We start from the raw sequence: 21926 nt of genomic DNA, 5'->3' as shown, positions 1-21926 counted from the left end.
CCGGGCTTGTTTTGTTCTCTGGTAGAGCAGAACAGGCTCAGGGCTACTGAAAGCCCGCTCCGTACCGCTTAGCGGTCGGAGCCGGGTAGTTTACTCCCTCATTTCACAGCTACCGTAGTCTTCAGCTTTCAACCAGGCCACCCTTGAAACCACTATTATGGGTCAAGGCACCCCAGCCAAATGACGAATCCTGTCCGTCTCCCTAAAATAGCGACAGATAACAGGTGAATAGCGCTTTACCCTTTTCCCTAACAGCCTCCTCGAGTCCTCATGAAGCGTGTACTGGTCGTAGATGACGATCCCCTCTCCCTGAAGGTGCTGAGCCGCCACCTGACTCAGCATGGCTATCGGGTTTGTACAGGCGCTTCGGGTGTAGAAGGGTTGCGTCTGTTTGCCCAAGAGCAGCCGGATGTGGTGGTTTCAGATGTGGTGATGCCGGAAATGGACGGCTTCGAGTTTTGCCGACAGCTGCGCCAACAGCGCGGCGGCGAGCTCGTCCCCTTCATTTTTCTCTCTTCGCGGGGAGAGATCGATGACCGGGTTCAGGGCTACGAGCGGGGGGCGGATGACTACATCATCAAGCCCTTTGAACCCCTGGAACTGGTGGCCAAAATCGAGGCCCAGATTGAACGCTCCCGCCGCACCCAATCGGAAATTCTGCGGCTGATCCAACAGCAGTCCCAGCCAAAACCGGAAGCGGCCCCCCGCCCCACTCCACCCGAATTGCCCCTGACCCCTGCCGAAGAGCGGGTCTTTCGGGAAGTCATTCGCGGCTTCACCAACAAGCAAATCGGCGAGAAGCTGTTCATCAGCCCGCGCACCGTGCAAACTCACCTGACCAACATTCTCAGCAAGCTTTCTTTGGAAAATCGCTCGCAACTGGTGCGTTTTGCCTACGAACGGGGCTACACCGCCGAAGAGGAGCCGGGCCAGAAGGGATCCCTTTCAGGCCAGGTGTAGCCTCAAAACAGCACGTGGCGCTTTTCGCACCCGGCAGGGGATCCGCTCCTTGCCCAAGCGGACAAATGCCTCGTAGCGATGGCAGCCGGAGAACCCGTAGTACTCCCCTTCCACTTCCAAAACCTCAATGGGCTCCTGTAGGCCGACTGCTTCAATGGAAGCCATCAGCGCCTGCACCTTATCCGGATCCGTTTGCCGCGGCAAAGGGCGGCGAATTTGGGCAAGGGGAATCTCGCGAATCTGCGCCATGTTGAACTTTCTCCCTAAGCAAGCTACTTAATCATACTCGTTATGACTTTGCTCTATCAAGACTGGCAGAGGGGATGGATTCTCAGGCCAGAGCATGGCAGGATAACACCATTCCTCACTGCTCTATCGCTCAGAAGTTAACCCAGCCATGTGGCAACTCCTCAAAGCCTTATGGGGAAAGATCGCCGGCCAAGTCCCCCCTGCACCCCCCGCTGCCGCGCCACGCAAGGCCCCACGACCGCCCCTTGGCAAGAGGCCGGTTCAGCAGGCCTCTCCCCGGAATGTCCCTGCTGCAGAGGCCGCCCGCAAAGAAGAAGCCCCTGAGCCCACACCAGAACATCCCGCCCCAAAAGTTGCAGTAGCTCAACGGGGTGAGGAACCTGTGGTGTTGCTCCCTTCTCAGGAGAAATCCCCAGACTCCCAGGCAGTAGAATCCCCCATCGGCCCAGCTCAACCCACCTCTACGGCCAAAAGCATCAGCAGCTTCTGGGCCATGACCGACACCGGATCCCGCATTTCCCGCATTGCCGCCACCACCGACAGTGGCCGTGCGGTCAGCTCCATTGCAACTGCCAGGCTCCGCCAACCGGAATAGCGACCGGGATCCCTTTAGCTTCAGAAAAAACTTCAGGGCAAGTCAGGAATAACTCCCATCCATTTCCACCCGCTACTGCAGGGATCCCCAGGGGGCATTGGGCCGATAATAGACAGGTAGCGTTGGGGGCTGCCAAGCATGCTGGAGATGATCTTTAACGGGGCTAACTGGTTTGCTCTGCCCTTTTGGGCCTTGATGATTCTGCTGCCGGGTTGGAAGGTAACCCGCAAAGTGATGGAATCGCTTTTGCCCATCGCTCTTTTGGCGGCGGTTTATTTGTATCTTTTGGTCACCGGGTTTAATGCCGATGTTCTCAAGGAATTTTCCAACCCTCAACTGTCTCTGACCAGCTTAACTGGCCTATTCAGTCAACCCTCTGTTATGGCGACGGGATGGGTCCACTACATCGTCATGGATTTGTTTGTGGGCCGCTGGATCTTCTTGGAAGGGTGGGATAAGCGAGTATGGACAACCCATTCCCTGATTTTGTGCTTGTTTGCTGGGCCTGTGGGTCTGCTCTCCCATTTGCTTACGGTGGCGATTGTACAAGCAACTCGCCAGAACCGGCCCAGTGTTGCTCAACCTGAAAAAGGCTCAGAAGTGCCGCAAGAATCCATCTAGCCCCTGCTTGGCTTTATGGCTCTTTCCGATGCACAGGGTGCAAAATGAGCAGCGTGGGATCATCCTCGACCTCAACGTTGCTGCCACGCAGCTCCCCAGCGCTACGTACTCGCCAGCACACAGGGTGGTTCCCGAGTGCCTTTAGGTGCCGTTGTAAACAACAACCACAAAACCCACTGAGGTCGGATCCAACCGTCAGGCTGTCGGGTTTAGGGCCTACAGCCCGTTTACGCGAACAATGCGCCCTGTGCTGCTGTGGGCGAGAGCGGCTGACTACCCTGGCACTGCAGGCAGCGTAGCACAAAGCCGCTTTAAAGGGCGGGGCTTCAAACCCAGTTTTTCGGTAACCGAATTCTTGTATTCTGAAACCCTGACATACTCCCCGCCCTACTGGCTTGCTTCCGCGCAGCGATGGGACGGGGCCTTAAGCTCAGTCTTCGGGTAAACAGGAGTGCAAACCTCTCATGACTGCTACCTTTGTTCACACACCCTTGGCGCAAACTGTTCTGCCTCGCCCTTCCCGAACTCGGGATCTCCTGCTGGTTCTGGGGGGAAGTTTGTTCGTAGCTGCCTTGGCTCAGGTGCGGATCCCTCTGCCCTTCACGCCGGTACCGATTACCGGGCAAACCTTTGGAGTAATGCTGGTGGGGGCAGGCTTTGGGGCACGGCTGGGCTTTCTCACGTTGCTGGTGTACCTGCTGGAAGGGATCCTGGGATTGCCCTTCTTCAGCGGTGGCAGATCCGGGCTTAGCCACTTGGCCGGGGCGACGGGGGGCTACCTGTTGGCTTTTCCCCTGGCTGCAGGGCTGATGGGTTGGTTGGTGGAGCGCTGGGGCGTGGATCGCAACCCCTGGAAGATGGCGCTGGCGATGTTATCCTGCTCGGCTCTGATTTATTTGCTAGGAGCCACTTGGCTAGGGGTGTGGCTGAACCAGAATGTTGAGCCCACCTCGATCTTGGCCGTCCTCAACAAAGGGGTCTTCCCTTTTATCCCAGGAGACTTGGTGAAGTGCGGACTGGCGGCAGTGCTGCTGCCCACCATCTGGCGCTGGGTGGGTCGGGAAAGGCCACCGGCAGACTCCTAGCCCACTGGGCAAGAGCAGCAACTCTAAAGACCGCTCCGGCAAAGCAGAAGGGGCCTAGGATTAGCCTCGGGTCGGAAAATCTAAAAAAAAGATAACAGCTCCGAGGATTTGGCCTTTTTTCTGAGATTCTAAAAACTGTGCTCAATGCGATGTTCAATACGGCCTATTCATGGAGCTTTTCTTTATATTGCTCTAGAGTTTTATAAGTCGCTGACTGGTCGCGGCAGAGCCCCCTTGTGGGGCTTTTTATTTTCTATCTGCCGACCGGAAAAAGTTGAACTCAACCTACTATGGTCATTCCAAGCTATAATTTGATCTCTATAGACTCCCTAAATAGACGGGAACCCCGTCAGGCAACAGACGCGCCGGATCCCAGAAGCATCCCGGTGGGTAGTCATTCAGTCCTTGACGGGCACCTTCTTTTCCAGCCACTGAGCCACTTGATCCGCCAGATCAACTCCTTCCAACTGACAGAGTTCTCGCAGCATCGTTGGGCTGGTCACGTTCACTTCGGTTAGTCGTTCCCCGATAACATCAATCCCGACAAAATACAGCTTCTCCTGCCTGAGCACCGGTGCCAAAGCCCCGCAGAGAGCCCGTTCTTTTTCGGTAATCTTGGTTTTTTCCACTCGACCGCCGGCAGCAACATTGCCCCGAAAATCGCCCTCTCCAGGGATCCGATTGACGGCACCCAAAGGCTCTCCTTCCAGCAGCAAAATGCGTTTGTCTCCTGCCGCCGCCTGTGGCAAATACTCTTGCACCATCACGGGCAGCCGACCAAATTGGGTGCTCATTTCAATCAACGAGTTGAGGTTTGGATCCCCGGCATTGACCCTCAGGATCCCTTCCCCACCTTTGCCACCCAAAGGCTTGAGCACCGCCTGTCCTTCCTGTTCGACGAACTGACGCAGCAGACGCTTGTTGCTGCTGACGCGGGTGCGCGGGATCCACTCTTGGAATTGCAGGGCATAGAGCTTTTCGTTGGCCGAGCGGATCCCGGCAGGATGATTGAGCACCAGCGTGCGGCTGGGGGAGAGACGATCCAAAAGGTAAGTGGCATAGAGATAGGCCGTATCCACCGGCGGATCCTTGCGCATCCACACCGCCTGCATTTGGCTCAGGGGCAGCAGTTTCTGGTCTTTGACCTCATACCAGGGATCCGCTTGCAGATCCAACCGGATTTCCTCAAGGGATCCCCAAGTTTCCCCTTGATCCCAGTAGAGATCCGCCAGGCCCAGGCAGAAAATGCGGTGTCCCCGTTTCTGCAGAGCTTCCATCAGGGCAATGCTGGTGTCATGGCCCACCTGCAACTGAGGCAATGGATCGACAATAAAAGCTACCTGCATGGGAGGTGTGGTTCACTCACGAAAGGCTGCCCCGAGTATGCAACAAATCGGAGCCGATGGCTCTCCCCCGGTAGGCTGTTTCCACAAGAGAAGGCCCCCTCTGGAAAGCTCGATGCAGGGTTGTCTTTTTAACATCCTCTTAACCTCGGCAGGCGGCGCAAACGTTAGCTTGATAGGTGGGATCCCCAGTTGGCCCTCAGTTCTCGGCTGGGTTGACCGGGTTTCTGGCCTAACCTGTGAGGAATGCTCCATCCGTGAGTGCTCCCCCTTCTCAACCCTCGAATCCGGTTCGCATTGAAACCACGCGGGATTTGCTGGAAGCCTTGCGTGAGGGGCGCTCCCTGGTGGGTGCCAACCTGGAGAATGCCTACCTCTCGCGGGGCCTGTTCGACCGCATTCAGCTAGAAATCGCAGGAGCCCCGCACTGTACCCGTAGGGTCAGTGCCGGGAGGAATGCGGAAGTTATGATAGAACCATGACCCAAGTCCTGACCGTCTCCTGCAAGCTCAAGGTAGCCCAGTCGCAAGCCGCCAAATTGGACGCGACTTTGGAGGCTTTTGGCCAAGCCTTGAACTGGGTCAACCAGAACACGCCGGAGAAGATCGTCAACGCGGTCAAACTGCAATCCCTTTGCTACTACGAGATTCGAGCTCGGTTCGGCTTGTCCAGTAACTTGGCTCAACAGGTGTGCAGACGGGTGGCAGGCGCTCGCAAAGTGGCGAGACAGCGCAACCGTCCGGTTAAAGAGTTCAAGCGTAGGTTCGTTACCTACGACGCACGTATCTTTTCATTCCGCGAGAAAGACTGGACGGTGTCGCTGACCACGGTTGAAGGGAGAGAACGCTTTGAGCTAGCCATTGGTAACTACCAGAGGGGAATACTGGCTGGCTCTAACCCCAAATCGGCCACCCTAGTCCAGCGGAAGGATGGCTCCTACTACATCCAGATTTGCGTAGAGAAAAACCCGCCCAAGCAACAAGATACCGACAGGGTGATCGGGGTGGACTTGGGCAGGACGGATATCGCCCATACGTCAGAGGGGGACAATTGGAATGGACAGCAGTTGAACCGAGTCCGCGACCACTACTCCAAGCTGAGGGCGGTACTCCAACGCAAAGCCAGTAAGGGCACCCGCAGTTCGCGGCGCAGATGCCGTCAACTGCTGCAACGGCTGTCTGGCAAGGAGAGGCGCTTTCAGGCGTGGGTCAATCATCGCATCTCCAAAGCTATTGTCTCCAGGGCAAAAGCTACCAACAGCGCTATTGCTCTGGAAGACCTGACAGGGATCCGGGAAAGGGTCAATCAACAGCCGCGCAGCAAAGCCGAGCGACGCAGGGCCAACAGTTGGGCGTTCTACCAGCTACGCCAGTTTCTGGAATACAAGGCGAGGGCTGCAGGGGTTTCTCTGATTCTTGTGCCGCCTGCTTACACGTCGCAGACCTGTCACCGGTGCTTACACATCCACCCTGAGCAGGGCAAGTCCTACCGCAGTGGCAAGTCGTTCAAGTGTGGGCACTGTGGATGGGAAGGGGATGCGGATTTGAATGGTGCGAATGTGATTGCGCTTTTGGGGGCTGTCGTAAACCAGCCTAGAGGTCCGGGCCTGTTTTGTTCTCTGGTAGAGCAGAGCAGGCTCAGGGCTACTGAAAGCTCGCTCCGTACCGCTTAGCGGTCGGAGCCGGGTAGTTTACTGGAGCCGATTTTACCGATGCCAAGCTCTCCGATGAGACGCGCAAGCTCTTAATCGAGCGGGCCAGCGGCACCAACGAGCTTACCCAACGGGATACCCTCAACACCTTGCTGGCGGGATTGCAACCCAAGTCCCGTAGGCTTTTTGGCTTGCTGTGAGGTTGGAGCTGTCAGACACAACTGGGCTGAGGAGAAAGCTCAAAACCGGCTGAGGTCGATCCCAGCTTCCCGGGCCATGGCTCCTATACCCTTGGCCTTGAGGGTCTTCAAGGCTTTGGTGGAAAGGCGCAGACGAACAAACCGCTTACCCTCTTCCCACCAGATGCGCTTCCACTGCAAATTGACTTCCTGCAGGCGCTTGGTGCGCCGGTGGGAGTGGGAGATGGCAAAAGCGTTGTTGCGTTTCTTGTTGGTTAGTTGGCAGCGACGCGCCATGGGATCAAAGCAAACTCAGCCTAGCTATCGTAAGGCATCTTTTTGTTGGGCAGCAAGCTGAAGTTGACTTTGCAACTGGGCTAGCTCTGCCTTCAGTCGGTCAAAGGTTTGTTGGCAGTGGTTAACGCTTTTTAGGGGCAGCTCTTCGTTTTTGGCAATGCAGGTTACCTGTACAGAGCCGTCGGCAGCCTGGAGGGTGCGATCCACAAACACTTCCACCGTGACCAGTTTGGTGTAGGGATTTTTTCCGGGAGGCTCACCGGCCACCCAGTAATCAGGGCTGCTGTGGAGGACATTGAGTTGGCAGCGCTCCAAAACGGCGCGGATCGACTCGCTTAGCTGCTCGGCTGAGCCCACAAGCTGGGTAACGCAGGAGTATCGAGCCATAGGACAAGCAAGTCACCACGGTTATCCTACCATCAAGTTTTCGGCTCCTGCAGCCAAAGGCGAACCGGCAGAATTGCGCTCAAGAGTACTCTACACCGGCTCGGTCAACCCTGCTGCGAGGAGGTGAATTACGTTAGAACATGAACAACTCCCAGGAGAGTTGCCATGTTTAGGGTCTCCTGTTTGGCTCATTCTCTTTTGCTACTGGGATCCCTGGGCCTGGGTTGGATAGGCGTGTCTTTTGCCCACGCGCAGCCCTTTCAGGCGGGCGACCTGGATGGGGATGGCCGTTTGACGGTGCAGGATCTCAACCTGTTGGGGGCCTACTTGCGGGGAGAACGGGGATTGACCGACGACCAGATCCGAGCTGCCGATGTCGATCAGGATGGACGGATCACAGAAGCCGACTGGCAAGTGTTGCAGCAGCGCATTCAGGCAGCAACGGATGTGCCCACAGGACAGGTGCAGTTGGATTCCGCCTATTCGGGACAGGTGGTGGATCGGCTGACGGGGCAGCCCTTGGCCGGGGCGGAGGTGGCCATTCCGGGGGCGGGTATTTCGGTGCGCACCGATGCCCAGGGTCGGTTTCGCCTGCCAGGGCCGCTGCCGGCAGAAGAAATTTTGGTGGCGCGGCTGGAAAATTACTTGCCCTATTCCCAAAGTACAGGCAACGGTCAAGCCGGCGGGGATCGGCCTTGGCAACTGCAGTTGGAGCGCTGGGATCCTAATACGACTTTGGTACTGGAGGCGAATGTCATCCGCCTGGGGGATAACCAGTACTCACCGGAATCGGCTGCCGCCGGGCAATTTTTGGGCCCTGCCCAAGGGGTGGAGATGACCCGCTCTTTCACTTTGCAACGCCTGCCTTCGCGCCCACCGGTTTTGCGGATTGGATCCCTGATTGGGTTGGATACTGCCGCCGCCTATCGGGCCGGTCAATCCCGGATCCCCAGTGCCAACATGTCTCCCATGCAGGTCATCCTGAACGGAGTGGAAGTCGAACAGATTCACCTGGGGGGAGATAACCTACAGATTCCCCTGCCGCTGCAACCTCTGCGCCTGGGCCTGAACACTGTTACCCTGCGCACTGGCAAAACCCTGATTCAGCCCCCCATGGTCACCCGTGGTCCCCAAGTGCCGATCAGCATTCCCCTTTTCGGGGGATCCCTGCACATCTCGGTGCCGCTAGGAGGTGATACAGTCATCCGGCACGGTGGAGCCTGGGTGGATCATGACGATGTGCAGTTGGCTAACGTAACCATCGAGATCCCCAACTGACCCTGCTCCGTTCAATGGTTTTACGGCCCATACCGTCAGCCAATAGCTTGGACGTTGAATCCAGGTTGAGCGGGCCACGGGGCCTGTCGGTCAAGAGGAACAAGCTTGAGCCTGCTTTCGATAACTGACTCGATATCTGATCCGTTTGCTCAACAAGGGAAATACGTTTGTCCAACGATTGGAAGATTCCCCTTCCAATAGCAGGCATACTGCAGTTGCTGAATTGCTCCTCTTCGATGCCTCTGGGAGTTCTGGGCATCTCGATCTTCGAGAGGGATCCCTGAGGTGGCCCATGTGAGTGAGGTGAAATCCTGGCAACCGAGCAGATCGATAACCCAAACTGAGGAGAGCTGACTATGAGTATGAGTATGAATAGGGCTTCTGCCTTCCCCTTAACCTGGCTGTGGACGGGATCCCTGGCCCTGGGGGTGACGGCCCTGGTGACCCGCCAAGTGATCTGGGGGCTCTTACCTTTGGCAGCAGCCTACCCTGCCATCCGCCGCCGCGAAGAACAGCTTGGCCAAGTTCTGGAACAGACCTGGACACAGCAGCAACAGACAGCAACCCAACTGGAGACCCTGCAAGCGCGTTTCGAGGTGCTGGACGCTCGGCTCACTGCTGAACCGTCCCTTCTGCAGCAGACCTTGGCTTCCCCGGCTGAAGCCATTCAAGAGCTCGAGCAGAAAGTAAAGGTTTTGGAGCCCATCTGGGTACAGCAGCAGCAGACGGCGGCCCAACTGGAAACATTACAAGGGCGGATCGACGCCCTCGAAGCTCGGCCTGCGTCTCATCTGTCCGTGCGGCAACAGCTGGCCCCCATCACCCAGGCCATCCAGCAAATCCAGCAGCGGTTAAAAGCCGTGGAGCTGCGGTTGAATGCTCTGCCGGTATCCCAGCCCCAAGTGACTTTGGAGCAACTGGAGTTGGTGCAGGCGCAACTCCAACACCTGCAGCAGCTGGTGGCATCCCAGCCGACCCCTGCTTTTCCCCGCAAAGCCCTGGGGGTGTTCATCGACGCGGCCAATCTCCACGCCAGCGCCCAGCAGTGGGGATCCCATCTCGACTATCCCAGTCTGCTCAGCTGGCTGGCCCAGGGCAGATCCGAGATGGAAGTGCATGTCTACAGCGGGGTAGATCGCCACAACCTAGCTCAGCGTCGTTTCCTGCGGGAGTTGAGAAAACAGGGCTATCGGGTGGTCACCAAGCCGGTGGTGATCCACGCCGACGGCAGCCGCAAAGCCAATCTGGATGGGGAGCTGATCGTGGACTTGATGGCGATGCACTCCCACTACGAGACAGTGCTGCTGCTGAGTGGGGATGGAGATTTTGTGCCGGCCCTCAAGCATATCCGCCGCCAAGGCTGCCGGCTGGAGGTAGCCGCCTACAGGCCGAACACGAACCCGGCGTTAATTCGGATAGCCGACCAGTTCGTGGATTTGTGCGCTTGGCAGGGAACAGGAACGCTGGTGCCGCTGCCTGCAAAACAGACTCCGGCCACCGGCTAAACCTTGCCATCTCAGCACAGTTACATCGATCCCTGACTCCCCTCTCCCAAGGCAGGGAGAGGGGCTGGGGGTGAGGGTAGGCGGCACAGCGTCTTAACCTTGTTTGAAGTGATCAGAAGTGCTCATCTTCTCTAACCATTTTCTGATTTGCAGTCTCAACGCCTGAGACTCGCTTGGATCAACCTTGCCCCAGCAGTCAACTTAACCCCAATTGGAGAGTCCAGATGTCAACGCAACTCACACAGCGGTTTGTGCAGGCAATGCACTATGCCCACCGCTGGCACGCTTCCCAAACCCGCAAGGGAACCGGGATCCCTTACCTCAGCCATCTGTTGGCCGTAGCAGCCATCGCCCTGGAGCATGGGGCGGATGAAGATGAAGCGATTGCCGCTCTGCTCCACGACAGCCTAGAGGACGGCCCCCACAACACAGGCGAGCCCCGCGCCCAAATCGAGCAACAGATCCGGGAGCACTTTGGAGAACGGGTGCTGCAGATCATCCTGGGATGTACGGATACCGAAAGCGATGGCTCCCGAGGCGAGCCCAAAGAAAACTGGAAAGAGCGCAAAACCGCCTACCTGAAGCACCTGGAAACGGCAAATGCCTCGGTTTTGTTGGTGGCCGCCTCTGACAAGCTGCACAACGCCCGCTGCATCTTGCGGGATTTTCGCCAACTGGGGGATGAACTCTGGCAGCGGTTTTCCGCCGGAAAAGAGGGATCCCTGTGGTATTACCGATCGTTGGCAGAGATTCTGAGGCGACGGCTGCCCGGCAATCTATCGGCGGAGCTTCAAGAGCTGGTGGCTGAGTTGCAATGCCAAGCTGGAGCGGTAATGCCTTGACAGAGACAAGCAGGGCTGAAGAAAATGCTGAGGGCAGCCCTATTCATCACACTTTTTGGGTCACGCACCTATGGTTCTCGCTGTTGGCACCCCTGCTCCTGGGTTTAACACCACTGACACCCAAGGCAACCAGGTTTCGCTGGCTGATTTTGCCGGCAAAACCGTTGTCCTCTATTTTTACCCCAAAGACGACACCCCCGGCTGTACCAAAGAAGCCTGTGGATTCCGCGACGCCTACGCCGACTACCAAAGCAAGGACGTGGTGGTGCTGGGGGTGAGCATGGACGACCAAGCTTCTCACCAAAAGTTCACCGAAAAGTACAACTTGCCTTTCCCCCTACTGGTGGATAGCAGTGGGGTGATTACCCGCGCCTACGATGTGGATGGGGGCGGCTATGCCAAGCGGGTGACCTACGTCATTGATGGCGAGGGCAAAATTGCCAAGGTCTACCAGAACATCAATACCGAAACCCATGCCCGCGATATTTTGGCGGATTTGGGTTTGTAGAAACGCTGCCTCTTTTCAGTACTCCTCGCTAGATCCCGGCCTTTGCGCATGAACGACGACATTCCGGTCGCCCGTCGCCAGTCCACTCCGGCGAAAAAAGCGCAAAGTTCGGTGCCTGCCCTGAGGTCCCGTCTAGTCTTGGGCCTGGTGCTGGTTGGGCTAGTGCTCCTGGCGGGTTGGGGGATAGAGAAGTTACCGGGATCCCAGCAGGCGGCGGATCCCCAAGTTCCGGAAGAAGCCGCTCAGCCCCCTCTGCCGCAGCCAACTGTGCAGAATGGGCGAGTTTCCTTGCTGGGGCACTATGCCTATTCCGAAGCTCCCGCAGATAGCTTGCGGGTGGTGGGCCACTACCGCGGTCGCGAGGTGCGCCTACGCCAGGGGGCTGCTGAAAGTTACCTACGCATGAGCGAAGCAGCTCGAGCTGCCGGTATCCGCCTTGTCCCCATTTCGGGGTTTCGCTCCATTGCCGATCAAGAGTTCTTGTTTTTTCAATTGGCTCAATCCCGAGCCTTGCGACCCGAAGAACGGGCTGCTGTCAGCGCTCCCCCTGGCTACAGCGAGCACCACACCGGCTACGCCATCGACATTGGGGATGCCGAGTTCCCCCAGTGGGATACCCAAGAAGCCTTTGAGACCACTCCTGCCTTCCAGTGGCTGCAGAGCAACGCAGCCCGCTTCGGCTTTGAGCTGTCTTTCCCCAGAAACAACCCTCAGGGGGTGAATTACGAACCCTGGCACTGGCGCTTTGTGGGCGACCGCCATAGCCTAGAGACCTTTTACAAGCGCTAGCCAACTCCCTTCTTCTGAGGGGAGGGGGGCTTGGGGTGAGGGCCCAAAGAGCGGATGACGCGATTCGAACGCGCGACCGTCTCGTTGGCAACGAGAAGCTCTACCACTGAGCTACATCCGCGTCGGGAAATTTATGATGGCAAGTTTTGCGGTGGTTTGTCAAGTCAGGGATCCCTGGCGCATTTTGTTCCAGAATGAGAGAAGTTCATCTTTCTTTGCAGTTGCGCAAAGTCTGGGCGGGATCCCGGGCAGCGCCTGTTTGAGGGTATTGCTATGCGGGTAGCCATTATTGGGGCCGGATTGGCCGGGTTGGTGACGGCAGTCGATTTGGTTGAAGCAGGACACGAGGTGCAGCTCTACGAGGCGCGGCCTTTTGTCGGCGGCAAGGTGGGATCCTGGCAGGATGCCGATGGCAACCACATCGAGATGGGGCTGCACGTTTTTTTCTGCAACTACAGCAATTTGTTTGCCCTGATGAAAAAGGTGGGGGCCTACGAGAACCTGCTGCCCAAGCAACACACCCACACCTTTGTCAACCGAGGTGGGCAAACGGCCAGTCTGGATTTTCGCTTTCCCCTGGGGGCGCCTTTCAACGGCCTCAAAGCTTTTTTCACCACCGAGCAGCTCTCTTGGGCGGACAAGCTGCGCAACGCCTTGGCGCTGGGCACCAGCCCTTTGATTCGCGGCTTGCTGGACTATGAAGGGGCAATGCGGCAAATTCGCGCCTTGGATCGGATGAGCTTTGCCGATTGGTTTCGTCGGCATGGGGGATCCGAGGGTAGCCTGAAGCGGATGTGGAACCCGATTGCCTATGCCTTGGGCTTTATCGATACAGAGCATATTTCTGCCCGCTGCATGCTGACGATCTTTCAGATGTTTGCCAGCAAAACAGAGGCCTCCAAGCTCAATTTCCTCAAGGGATCCCCGGACACCTATCTCACTCAGCCTATCGTCCGCTACATCCAAGCCCGTGGGGGCCAGATCCACACCCGCAGAGGGGTCAGCCGCATTGAAGTGAGCGACTCCTCTCCCTACCCCGTGACCGGCTTGCTCTTGGCCAATGGAGAGCGGGTGGAGGCAGATGTGTATGTGTGTGCAACGGCAGTGGAAGGGGCCAAACGGCTGATCCCGGAAGTGTGGCGGCAGTGGCCTCAGTTCGACAACCTCTACAAGCTGGAATCCGTACCGGTGGCCACGGTGCAGTTGCGCTTCGATGGCTGGGTGACGGAGCTGAACCCCCAAGGCCAGGCCAAACGAGCCAGCCAACACCCAGAGGCTCTGGGTATCGACAATCTCCTCTACACCGCCGATGCCGATTTTTCCTGTTTTGCCGATCTGGCCCTCACCAGCCCCGCCGACTACTACAAACCCGGCCAGGGATCCCTGCTACAATGTGTGCTCACGCCGGGGGATCCCTTCATAGCCATGCCCAACGAGCAAATTGCCCAGCACGTGCTGCACCAAGTCCACGAGCTGTTTCCTTCATCCCGGCAACTGAACATGACCTGGTACAGCGTGGTGAAACTGGCCCACTCCCTCTATCGAGAAGCACCGGGCATGGATCCCTATCGCCCACAGCAAAAGACCCCAGTACCCAACTTCTTTTTTGCCGGCAGCTACACCGCCCAAGACTACATCGACAGCATGGAAGGGGCCACCCTCTCCGGCCACCTGGCTGCTCAGGCCATTCTGGCTGCCCACAGGGATCCCTGATAGGAGCATGACTCTAGTCAATAATAAGCTCAACTATACTGAAAATAATGTATAATATGTTCAGTACGGATTACTACCAGTTGATCTTTCTGTTTACTTTCGAGTCTGCCAACATGGTAGCCAAAGCAAAGCAGAAAATTGGTAGTAAGACGACACGGAAACTGCGCTTTGGGTATTCTACTCAAAGCTTTGCGGGATACCGCCATTCTGGTTGGAAACAAACAGAATGCTATCGCTGCATAGTTGAACAGTGATGTTCAGCAGTGTTCAGCGTAAATGTATCAGGACTTAAAACCGGCTTAAAACCGTCGTGAAGCCGCTTGCCAACTCCAAACTGCTGTCTCCTTTTATGGAAGAAGGGGACTTTTGCTGTGGGAAAAGAGCTGGAAGTGAGCGCAACATAGCAATGGGGAGCTGGAACAGGCTCCGCTCGCAGCTCTGGAAACCCGCAGTTTATGGCTCGACTGGAAGATCTCACCCCTGGCGCCAAGGTCAAAGGGATCCTGCCCAATCAAACCGTTGCCATCGTGAGTGTGAGGTGGTACGGCAGCAGCACCATCGAGGCCATCTACAAAGACACTCAGGGGCGTCTCCATTCAGAGCTTCTGTTTCGGGATAAAGAGCCAACCCTAGAGGTGGTAGCCGAGGGATCCCTTGGCAACTTCGAGGGAGACGGCGCCTTATTTCGCCTAGCTTCAGAGGCCTATCGGATTCGGCTGGCGCACCTGTTTGATCCCTTGCTGGCCGTTCACACCTCTCTGGTAGAACCCCTGCCCCACCAGATCAGCGCCGTCTATGGGGAAATGCTCACGCGGCAGCCGCTGCGGTTTTTGCTGGCCGATGACCCAGGTGCCGGCAAAACCATCATGGCAGGGCTTTTGGTTAGAGAGCTATTGATTCGAGGTGACTTGCACCGCTGTCTCATCGTTTGCCCGGGGAGTCTAACGCTGCAGTGGCAAGATGAGATGGTGCAAAAGTTTCATTTGCCCTTTGAGATCTTGACCAACGATCGCATTCAAGCCGCCCGAACTGGCAACCCTTTCCTGGAGATACCTCTTCTCATTGCCCGCCTCGATAAGCTCAGCCGAGATGAGGCCCTGCAGGAGAAACTGAGGCAAACTGATTGGGATCTGGTTATTGTTGATGAGGCCCACAAACTCTCCGCATCCTTCTTTGGGGGAGAAATCAAAGAAACCAAGCGTTACAAGCTGGGCAAGTTGCTCTCGCAGCTAACACGCCACTTTTTACTGATGACAGCCACTCCCCACAACGGTAGAGAAGAAGACTTTCAGCTTTTTTTGGCTTTGCTGGATGGGGATCGCTTTGAGGGGAGATTCCGAGATGGAGTTCATACCTGTGATGCCTCGGATTTGATGCGGCGGCTGGTGAAAGAAGACCTGCTCAAGTTCGATGGCAAGCCTCTCTTTCCCGAACGGCGAGCTTACACCGTCCAGTACGTCTTGTCTGACCTGGAAGCCAGGCTCTATAAGGAAGTGACCGATTACGTGCGCGAAGAGTTTAACCGCGCGGAAGCTTTAGAGCAAGGTAGCCGCAAAAGGACGGTCGGTTTTGCTTTAACCATCCTGCAACGTCGGCTAGCCTCTTCTCCAGAAGCGATCTACCAATCCTTGCTGCGAAGACGAGAGAGACTGCAGCGGAAGCTAAAGGAAGAACAATTGCGCAGCCGGGGAGACAACCTTGCTTTTACCACTTCCCTGCTAGACGAAGAAGGCTGGGATGAGGATTTTGAAGACTGCCCTGCTGAAGAGCGGGAACCGCGAGAAGAAGAGCTGGTAGATCAGGCAACTGCCGCCCGCACAATTGTCGAGCTGCAGGCAGAAATTCAGCGGCTGCAGGAGCTGGAAAAATTAGCCTTGCAAGTGAGACGTAGCGGCAAAGACCGCAAGTGGGAGGAGCTATCGAAACTCTTGCAAAATCAGGGGGAGATGTTTGATGCCGGCGGACATCGGCGCAAGTTGGTTATCTTCACCGAACATCGAGATACCCTCAACTATCTGGCTGACCGAGTGGGGAACTTGCTGGGCCAACCGGAAGCGGTGATCACCATTCACGGCAGCATGGGTCGAGAAGAGCGCAAAAAAGCCGAGGAAGCCTTTAAACAGGATCCCGCCGTTCAAGTACTCATTGCTACCGATGCTGCGGGAGAAGGGATCAACCTTCAACGGGCCCACCTGATGGTGAACTACGACCTGCCTTGGAACCCCAACCGCCTGGAGCAGCGCTTTGGGAGAATTCACCGCATTGGTCAAACCGAGGTCTGCCACCTGTGGAACCTAGTGGCCGAGGAAACGCGGGAAGGAGATGTCTACTTGGCTTTGCTGAAAAAAATAGAAATCGAGCAAAGGGCCTTGGGGGGCAAGGTCTTCGATGTCCTGGGCAAAGCGATTGCCGGTCAAGAACTGCGAGAGCTGCTGATCGAGGCCATTCGCTACGGGGATCGTCCAGAGGTCAAGGCCCGACTCAATCAAGTGATTGCAGATCGCCTAGACCACGAGCGGCTCAGGGAACTCCTGGCAGAACGCGCCCTGGCCCACGACTCGATGGATACGACCAAAGTGCAGCAAATCCGGGCGGAAATGGAGCGAGCCGAGGCCCGCAAGCTCCAGCCTCATTTCATTGCCTCCTTCTTCCTAGAAGCTTTTCAACGCTTGGGTGGCACCATTCGAGAGCGGGAACCCAAACGCTATGAAATTACCCATGTGCCGGCAGCAATTCGCAATCGCGACCGCCAGATTGGGTTGGGCGCACCCATCTTAAAAAAATACGAGCGGATTACCTTTAACAAAAACCTCATCAGCGTCCCCAACAAGCCCCCGGCAGAGTTCATCTGCCCAGGCCATCCCCTGCTGGATGCCACTCTGGACTTGGTTTTGGAGCAACACCGAGATTTGCTCAGACAGGGATCCATCCTCGTCGATGAAAACGATCCCGGCGAAACACCACGGATACTGGTGTACCTAGAGCATGCCCTTCAGGATGGGCGCCTAGACCGAAATGGCCAGCGACGGGTTATCTCCCGACGGATGCAATATGTGGAGATCTTTCTCCCCGCTCCCCAAGGGCTAGGAGGAGGAGAGAGCGTCAGGGTAAGAAGCGCCGGCTATGCTCCCTACTTGGACTACCGGCCCCTAACTCCCGCAGAGCGCGACCTTGTGAAAGCGAAAGCTGGATCCCACATCCCCCAGCTCTCGGCTTCAGAGGTAGAAAGCCAAGCCATCGCTTACGCCATTGAGCGTTTAGTTCCCCAGCATTTCCAGGAAATCAAAGCTCAGCGGGAAGAATTGATCAACAAGACGGAGCTGGCTGTTAAAGATCGCCTCACCCGAGAAATTAACTACTGGGATCATCAAGCTGCACAGTTGCGGCTGCAAGAGCAAGCCGGCAGGCCCAACGCCAAGCTCAACTCTGCCAAGGCTCAGCAGCGGGCGGATGAGTTGGCGGATCGCCTTCAGAAGCGCCTATCGGAGTTGGAGCAGGAGCGTCAGCTATCCTCCTTGCCGCCGGTGGTAACCGGGAAAGCCTTGGTGATCCCCATCGGACTGCTGCAGCGGCTACAGGGCAAGCGAGGGTCAACCCCTACCACCTTTGCCCGCGAAACCCGGCGAGTAGAACAAGCAGCAATGGCTGCCGTTATGGCCATAGAGCGGGCGTTGGGCTACGAACCTCGTGATGTCAGCGCTGAAAACCTGGGCTATGATATCGAATCCGCTGGAAGGGAAGGCCTTCGCTTCATTGAAGTCAAAGGCAGAGTTGAGGGAGCAAAGACGGTAACCGTTACCAAAAATGAAATCTTGACAGCTCTCAACAAACCCGACCATTTCATCCTGGCTTTGGTAGAAGTGCCAGCCGATCCCGCCTTTCCAGAAGGGGATGCCTTCAGGGTAAAGACCCCTGCAGGCACCTACACCGTGCCGGGCGAAGGCTGCCAGGTGCGGTATGTGCGGCGGCCTTTTCAACGGGAGCCGGATTTTGGGGCCAGTAGCGTCAACTATGATTGGAAAGAATTGTGGAATCGAGGAAGGGATCCCAAATAGATACTAACTTTCATTGGTAGGATGAATTCATGCTACTGGAATTGCGGCAAATCCATGTTCCAGCAGGTCAGCGAGTTGTCTTGCAGCCCAACATGGCTTGTCCAAAATCAAGATGCCTTAGCTTGTGGGGGCGTGGGGTAGCTAAGCCCCGCACTGTACCCGTAGTGTCAGTGTCGGGATACAGATACCCCCACATGATGTATGATGGGAGTAGTTGTATAAAACGGCGTTGCCGGAATCTGGTACAACTACGCGGTAGGGCATTCCGTGTCTGCGCGTGGAGGGTTCTTGCGAAGGCTCCCCGATGAAGCGCGAAGCCCACGCTGTACCTGTAGGGTCAGTGATGGGAGTATGTCACTTGTTCTTGAACAGGCTGGAGCCATCTTTTCGTTGAGCCCGCCTTCCCCTCAGACTAAACTCTAAACTGCAGCCTGTTTAACCCGAGTAAACTACCCGACACCAACCGCTAGGCGGTACGAAGCGGGCTTTTAGTAGCCCTGCAGTTAGCAAGCCAACCACGTTCGCGAAGCGAGCCGTAGGCTTGACCTCTGGGGTGGTTTACAGCACCCCCAATCGACCGTTACCAGTGCCTTAAACAACCGTTTTTGGTGTCCGCAGTATTATTTATTATAGCATTCCTCCCGACACCGACCCTACGGGTACAGTGCGGGGCTCCTGCAATTTCTAGCTGACCTTTGTCTAATGAGCCGCCGCAAGAAGCTGATTGAAGTTGCCCTACCCCTCGAAGCCATCAATCTGGAATCGGCTCGCGAGAAATCCATCCGCCATGGTCACCCCAGCACCCTACATCTCTGGTGGGCGCGGCGACCCCTAGCAGCCTGTCGGGCAGTGCTCTGGGCTTCCCTGGTCGATGACCCTTCCAGTTGGCCGGACAAGTTCCCCACCGAGGCCGACCAAGAGCGAGAGCGGCAGCGGCTGTTCAACATCCTAGGCCGCATAGAGATCGAACAGGGGAAGCGGGTCGTGCGGGGTCTGGTGTCCTGGGATGACGTGAACAATCCCAACTCCGGCGTGCTGGAGGCAGCGCAGCGAGAGATTGCCCGATGTCTAGCCTGGGATCGAGGAGAAGAGCCACCTACGGATCCGGCAGCCGTTAGAGCATACATCGCCAAGTACGCGCCGCCCGTTTACGATCCCTTTGCCGGTGGCGGATCCATCCCGTTGGAAGCGCAGCGCTTGGGGTTAGAGGCCCATGCCAGCGATCTCAACCCGGTGGCGGTGCTGATCAACAAAGCATTGATTGAGATTCCACCGAAGTTTAAGGACAAAGCCCCCATCAACCCTGAAGATCGGGCTAAGAAGCATATCTCAGCCTGGCGGGGTGCCCAAGGATTGGCAGCAGATGTCCGGTATTACGGGGCTTGGATGCGGAAACAAGCCTTTGAGCGCATTGGACATCTCTATCCTCCCTGTTCAAACCCCTTAGGCACAGAGGAGTTGACGGTGATTGCCTGGTTGTGGGCGCGGACGGTGACCTGTCCAAATCCAGCCTGCCGCTGTCAGATGCCCTTGGTGCGATCGTTTCAGCTTTCGACGAAGAAGGGGAAAGAGGCTTGGGTAGAGCCAGTGGTGGTGAATGGGGGAGAGAACGCTTCTGCTCCCTCGATCCGGTTTGTGGTCAGGTCAGGTAAGGGCAAAGCGCCGGAGGGAACCGTAGGCCGCAAAGGAGCACGCTGCATTGCCTGCGGAACACCTGTGCCACTGGAGTACATCCGCAAAGAGGGTCAGGCCGGACGCATGGGATCCCAGATGATGGCCATTGTGGCGGAGGGACAAAATGGCAGGGTGTATCTATCACCTCAACAAGAACACGTTGAAATTGCTGAATCAGCACAACCTACTTGGAAGCCATTGGGAGAATTACAAGGTAAATGCCGAGTTAGTGTTCCGTTATACGGAATGAATACTTTTGCCGACCTCTTCACACCTCGGCAACTGGTGGCCCTCACCACTTTCAGCGACTTGGTGGCGGAAGCACGGGAAAAAGCCATTGCCGATGCCAAGGTGGTACGCACCGCTGACGCGACTGCCGCCGGACTCCCCAATGACGATGTGCCCTTGGCTGAGGGTGGAACAGGAGCTAGAGCCTATGGAGAGGCGATTAGCGTTTATTTGGCGTTTGCTGTCGATCGATTAGCAGATAGATGCTCAGCAATTTGTAGCTGGGATGTTGGATATGCAAAAGTTCGGAATACATTTGGAAGACAAGCTATTCCAATGGTTTGGGACTATGCAGAATGCTGCCCCTTCAGTGAATCAACTGGAAATTGGATAGCTTGTGTAGATTGGGTTTGGAAAGTAGTGGAAAAATCCTCTAACTTCATGAATGCTCAAGTCACCCAACACGACACAACAGTCCCTCACCTTCAGGACACCATCCCCAAAATTATCTCCACTGATCCTCCCTACTATGACAACATTAGCTATGCCGATTTATCAGACTTCTTCTATGTTTGGCTGCGCCGTTGTCTCAACTCTGTATACCCCGATCTTTTTAGCACTCTTTTGGCTCCCAAGGATCAAGAGTTGGTAGCTACTCCCTACCGTTTTAGTGGAGACAAGCAAAAGGCTAAAGAGTTCTTCGAGGCAGGATTAAGTAAGGCTTTTAACCGAATTCGCGGCATTTCTCATGCCGATTACCCGCTCACGGTTTACTACGCCTTTAAGCAAACGGAAGAAGACACCTCTCCCCAAGGACAAGGGGAAGATGAAGAGGATGATGACACGGACAAGCCTATCCCCCTCTCCCGTACTGGTAGGGGAGCCAGGGGTGAGAGCCCAGAGCGCATGAGTGGCCGAGTCTCTACGGGTTGGGAAACCATGCTCGAAGGCTTGATCAGGGCTGGGTTCACCATTGACGGCACTTGGCCTCTGCGAACCGAACTCGCTAACCGCATGATTGCATCTGACACTAACGCCCTCGCTTCCTCCATCGTTCTAGTCTGCCGTCCTCGTCCTGCCGATGCGCCCAAGGCTACCCGTCGCCAATTCCTTGCCGAGCTGAAGCGCGAGCTGCCCAAGGCGCTTAAACTTCTGCAGCAGGGCAGCATTGCTCCTGTGGACTTGGCCCAAGCCAGCATCGGCCCCGGCATGGCCATCTATTCCCGCTACGCTGCAGTTTTGGAAAGCGATGGCTCGCCCCTGACCGTCCGCACTGCCCTGCAGCTGATCAACCAGTACCTAGATGAATATCTCAGCGAACAGGAAGGGGAATTGGATGAGGGCAGCCGCTGGGCCACCACTTGGTTTGCCCAATATCAATTTGAGCCAGGCCCCTACGGGGAAGCAGAAGTCCTCAGCAAGGCCAGAAACGTCAGCATTGAGTCCCTTGAGGAACTTGGGATCCTAGAAGCCAAGGCCGGCAAGGTGCGGTTGTTGAGAAGAGAGGAAATAGCCCAGAGAAAAGAAAAGGGAGCAGATTCCCTCTCCTTGCTCCTTGCTTCCTCCGCCTGGCTCATCACCCAGACCCTCATCCACACCCTCGATCGGAAAGGAGAAATGGAAGCCGCCGCTCTCCTGGCTGTCTTGGGAGATAGAGGTGCGGTTGCCCGCGATCTGGCCTATCGGCTCTATACCCTCTGCGAAAAGAAAGGCTGGACTCAAGAAGCCCTAGCCTATAACACTCTCGTCATTGCCTGGCCGGAAATTAACCGGCTAGCATCCGAAATAAAGAAAAAGCAGCATGATCCTTTCCAGCCCAGCTTGCTTTAGCCCCCTACCTCTGGGGGAAGCAAAGCATAAAAGACCTCAGCCAGAAATCGCAGGAGCCCCGCACTGTACCCGTAGGGTCACTGCCGGAAGGAATGCGCTTTGATGAAGTACAATGAACTTATGAGCCAAGTCCTGAC

General features: G+C 56.4%; 18 protein-coding genes, 1 tRNA gene and 1 pseudogene. 15 read left to right on the top strand and 5 right to left on the bottom strand.

From position 1 onward, the window contains the following. Positions 1 to 270 precede the first annotated feature (270 nt). Positions 271 to 960: a response regulator transcription factor gene (locus tag ACVWXF_RS11920; protein WP_414389514.1), complete on the top strand. Its 690-nt coding sequence runs from the start codon at positions 271 to 273 to the stop codon at positions 958 to 960. Here ACVWXF_RS11920 and ACVWXF_RS11915 read toward each other — a convergent pair. Then, positions 946 to 1209, bottom strand: a complete 264-nt coding sequence (locus ACVWXF_RS11915) for a sulfiredoxin (RefSeq protein ID WP_011432677.1) — start codon at positions 1207 to 1209, stop codon at positions 946 to 948. The genes ACVWXF_RS11920 and ACVWXF_RS11915 overlap by 15 nt on opposite strands. Positions 1210 to 1357: 148 nt before the next feature. Here ACVWXF_RS11915 and ACVWXF_RS11910 point away from each other — a divergent pair, with 148 nt between their 5' ends. The 3 genes from ACVWXF_RS11910 to ACVWXF_RS11900 all read left to right on the top strand — a co-directional run bounded on the left by ACVWXF_RS11910 (position 1358) and on the right by ACVWXF_RS11900 (position 3510). Beyond that, positions 1358 to 1804 (top strand): hypothetical protein, encoded by a 447-nt coding sequence (locus tag ACVWXF_RS11910; protein ID WP_457474492.1) that lies wholly within the window; start codon positions 1358 to 1360, stop codon positions 1802 to 1804. 138 nt (positions 1805 to 1942) lie between these two features. After that, positions 1943 to 2425, top strand: coding sequence for an ABA4-like family protein (locus ACVWXF_RS11905; RefSeq protein WP_011432680.1), 483 nt, complete (start codon positions 1943 to 1945; stop codon positions 2423 to 2425). Positions 2426 to 2889: 464 nt separating this feature from the next. Beyond that, positions 2890 to 3510 (top strand): biotin transporter BioY, encoded by a 621-nt coding sequence (locus ACVWXF_RS11900; RefSeq protein ID WP_414355882.1) that lies wholly within the window; start codon positions 2890 to 2892, stop codon positions 3508 to 3510. A gap of 398 nt (positions 3511 to 3908) precedes the next feature. Here ACVWXF_RS11900 and gshB read toward each other — a convergent pair whose 3' ends face one another. Beyond that, entirely contained in the window at positions 3909 to 4856 is a 948-nt protein-coding gene (gene gshB / locus ACVWXF_RS11895) for a glutathione synthase (RefSeq protein WP_457474491.1), read from the bottom strand. Positions 4857 to 5110: 254 nt separating this feature from the next. On the opposite strand from gshB, the gene ACVWXF_RS11890 reads away from it, so the two are divergent. Together ACVWXF_RS11890 and ACVWXF_RS11885 are read left to right on the top strand one after the other, a co-directional pair. After that, the gene (locus ACVWXF_RS11890; RefSeq protein WP_457474490.1) at positions 5111 to 5335 is read left to right on the top strand and encodes a hypothetical protein; all 225 of its coding nucleotides are present in this window, start codon (positions 5111 to 5113) and stop codon (positions 5333 to 5335) included. Next, entirely contained in the window at positions 5332 to 6525 is a 1194-nt protein-coding gene (locus ACVWXF_RS11885; protein ID WP_457474489.1) for an RNA-guided endonuclease InsQ/TnpB family protein, read from the top strand. The genes ACVWXF_RS11890 and ACVWXF_RS11885 overlap by 4 nt, the downstream gene beginning before the upstream one ends. 218 nt (positions 6526 to 6743) lie before the next feature. Here ACVWXF_RS11885 and rpmB read toward each other — a convergent pair whose 3' ends face one another. Together rpmB and ACVWXF_RS11875 are read right to left on the bottom strand one after the other, a co-directional pair. Continuing rightward, positions 6744 to 6980 (bottom strand): 50S ribosomal protein L28, encoded by a 237-nt coding sequence (gene rpmB, locus ACVWXF_RS11880; RefSeq protein ID WP_414373986.1) that lies wholly within the window; start codon positions 6978 to 6980, stop codon positions 6744 to 6746. A gap of 24 nt (positions 6981 to 7004) precedes the next feature. Further along, the gene (locus tag ACVWXF_RS11875) at positions 7005 to 7367 is read right to left on the bottom strand and encodes a hypothetical protein (protein ID WP_457474488.1); all 363 of its coding nucleotides are present in this window, start codon (positions 7365 to 7367) and stop codon (positions 7005 to 7007) included. Between the two features lie 165 nt (positions 7368 to 7532). Between ACVWXF_RS11875 and ACVWXF_RS11870 the strand changes: the two genes are divergently transcribed. The 5 genes from ACVWXF_RS11870 to ACVWXF_RS11850 all read left to right on the top strand — a co-directional run bounded on the left by ACVWXF_RS11870 (position 7533) and on the right by ACVWXF_RS11850 (position 12289). Next, positions 7533 to 8645: a dockerin type I domain-containing protein gene (locus ACVWXF_RS11870; RefSeq protein ID WP_414418586.1), complete on the top strand. Its 1113-nt coding sequence runs from the start codon at positions 7533 to 7535 to the stop codon at positions 8643 to 8645. A 368-nt stretch (positions 8646 to 9013) separates the two neighbouring features. Further along, complete coding sequence (locus ACVWXF_RS11865; protein WP_457474487.1) at positions 9014 to 10150, top strand: NYN domain-containing protein; 1137 nt, start codon at positions 9014 to 9016, stop codon at positions 10148 to 10150. 224 nt (positions 10151 to 10374) lie between these two features. Beyond that, the gene (locus ACVWXF_RS11860) at positions 10375 to 10992 is read left to right on the top strand and encodes an HD domain-containing protein (protein WP_011432688.1); all 618 of its coding nucleotides are present in this window, start codon (positions 10375 to 10377) and stop codon (positions 10990 to 10992) included. A gap of 70 nt (positions 10993 to 11062) precedes the next feature. Beyond that, positions 11063 to 11500 (top strand): peroxiredoxin, encoded by a 438-nt coding sequence (locus ACVWXF_RS11855; RefSeq protein ID WP_011432689.1) that lies wholly within the window; start codon positions 11063 to 11065, stop codon positions 11498 to 11500. A 48-nt stretch (positions 11501 to 11548) separates the two neighbouring features. Next, positions 11549 to 12289, top strand: a complete 741-nt coding sequence (locus ACVWXF_RS11850) for a M15 family metallopeptidase (RefSeq protein WP_457474486.1) — start codon at positions 11549 to 11551, stop codon at positions 12287 to 12289. A gap of 49 nt (positions 12290 to 12338) precedes the next feature. Here ACVWXF_RS11850 and ACVWXF_RS11845 read toward each other — a convergent pair. Beyond that, a tRNA-Gly gene (locus ACVWXF_RS11845) sits at positions 12339 to 12410 on the bottom strand. 152 nt (positions 12411 to 12562) lie between these two features. On the opposite strand from ACVWXF_RS11845, the gene zds reads away from it, so the two are divergent. The 4 genes and pseudogenes from zds (at position 12563) to ACVWXF_RS11825 (ending at position 21789) form a co-directional block, all read left to right on the top strand. Then, complete coding sequence (gene zds / locus ACVWXF_RS11840) at positions 12563 to 14002, top strand: 9,9'-di-cis-zeta-carotene desaturase (RefSeq protein WP_457474485.1); 1440 nt, start codon at positions 12563 to 12565, stop codon at positions 14000 to 14002. 59 nt (positions 14003 to 14061) lie between these two features. Then, positions 14062 to 14245 (top strand): annotated as a pseudogene (locus ACVWXF_RS11835) (hypothetical protein); the annotation flags it as partial. A gap of 212 nt (positions 14246 to 14457) precedes the next feature. Next, a complete protein-coding gene (locus ACVWXF_RS11830) occupies positions 14458 to 18057 on the top strand; it encodes a helicase-related protein (RefSeq protein WP_414328702.1) in 3600 nt (1199 codons plus the stop codon). Positions 18058 to 18759: 702 nt separating this feature from the next. Beyond that, the gene (locus ACVWXF_RS11825) at positions 18760 to 21789 is read left to right on the top strand and encodes a DUF1156 domain-containing protein (protein WP_457474484.1); all 3030 of its coding nucleotides are present in this window, start codon (positions 18760 to 18762) and stop codon (positions 21787 to 21789) included. Positions 21790 to 21926: the final 137 nt, after the last annotated feature.

Source organism: Thermostichus sp. MS-CIW-40, from assembly GCF_054058315.1.
The sequence above is the reverse complement of the archived record's forward strand: the minus strand, read 5'-3'. Positions and strand labels throughout refer to the sequence as shown.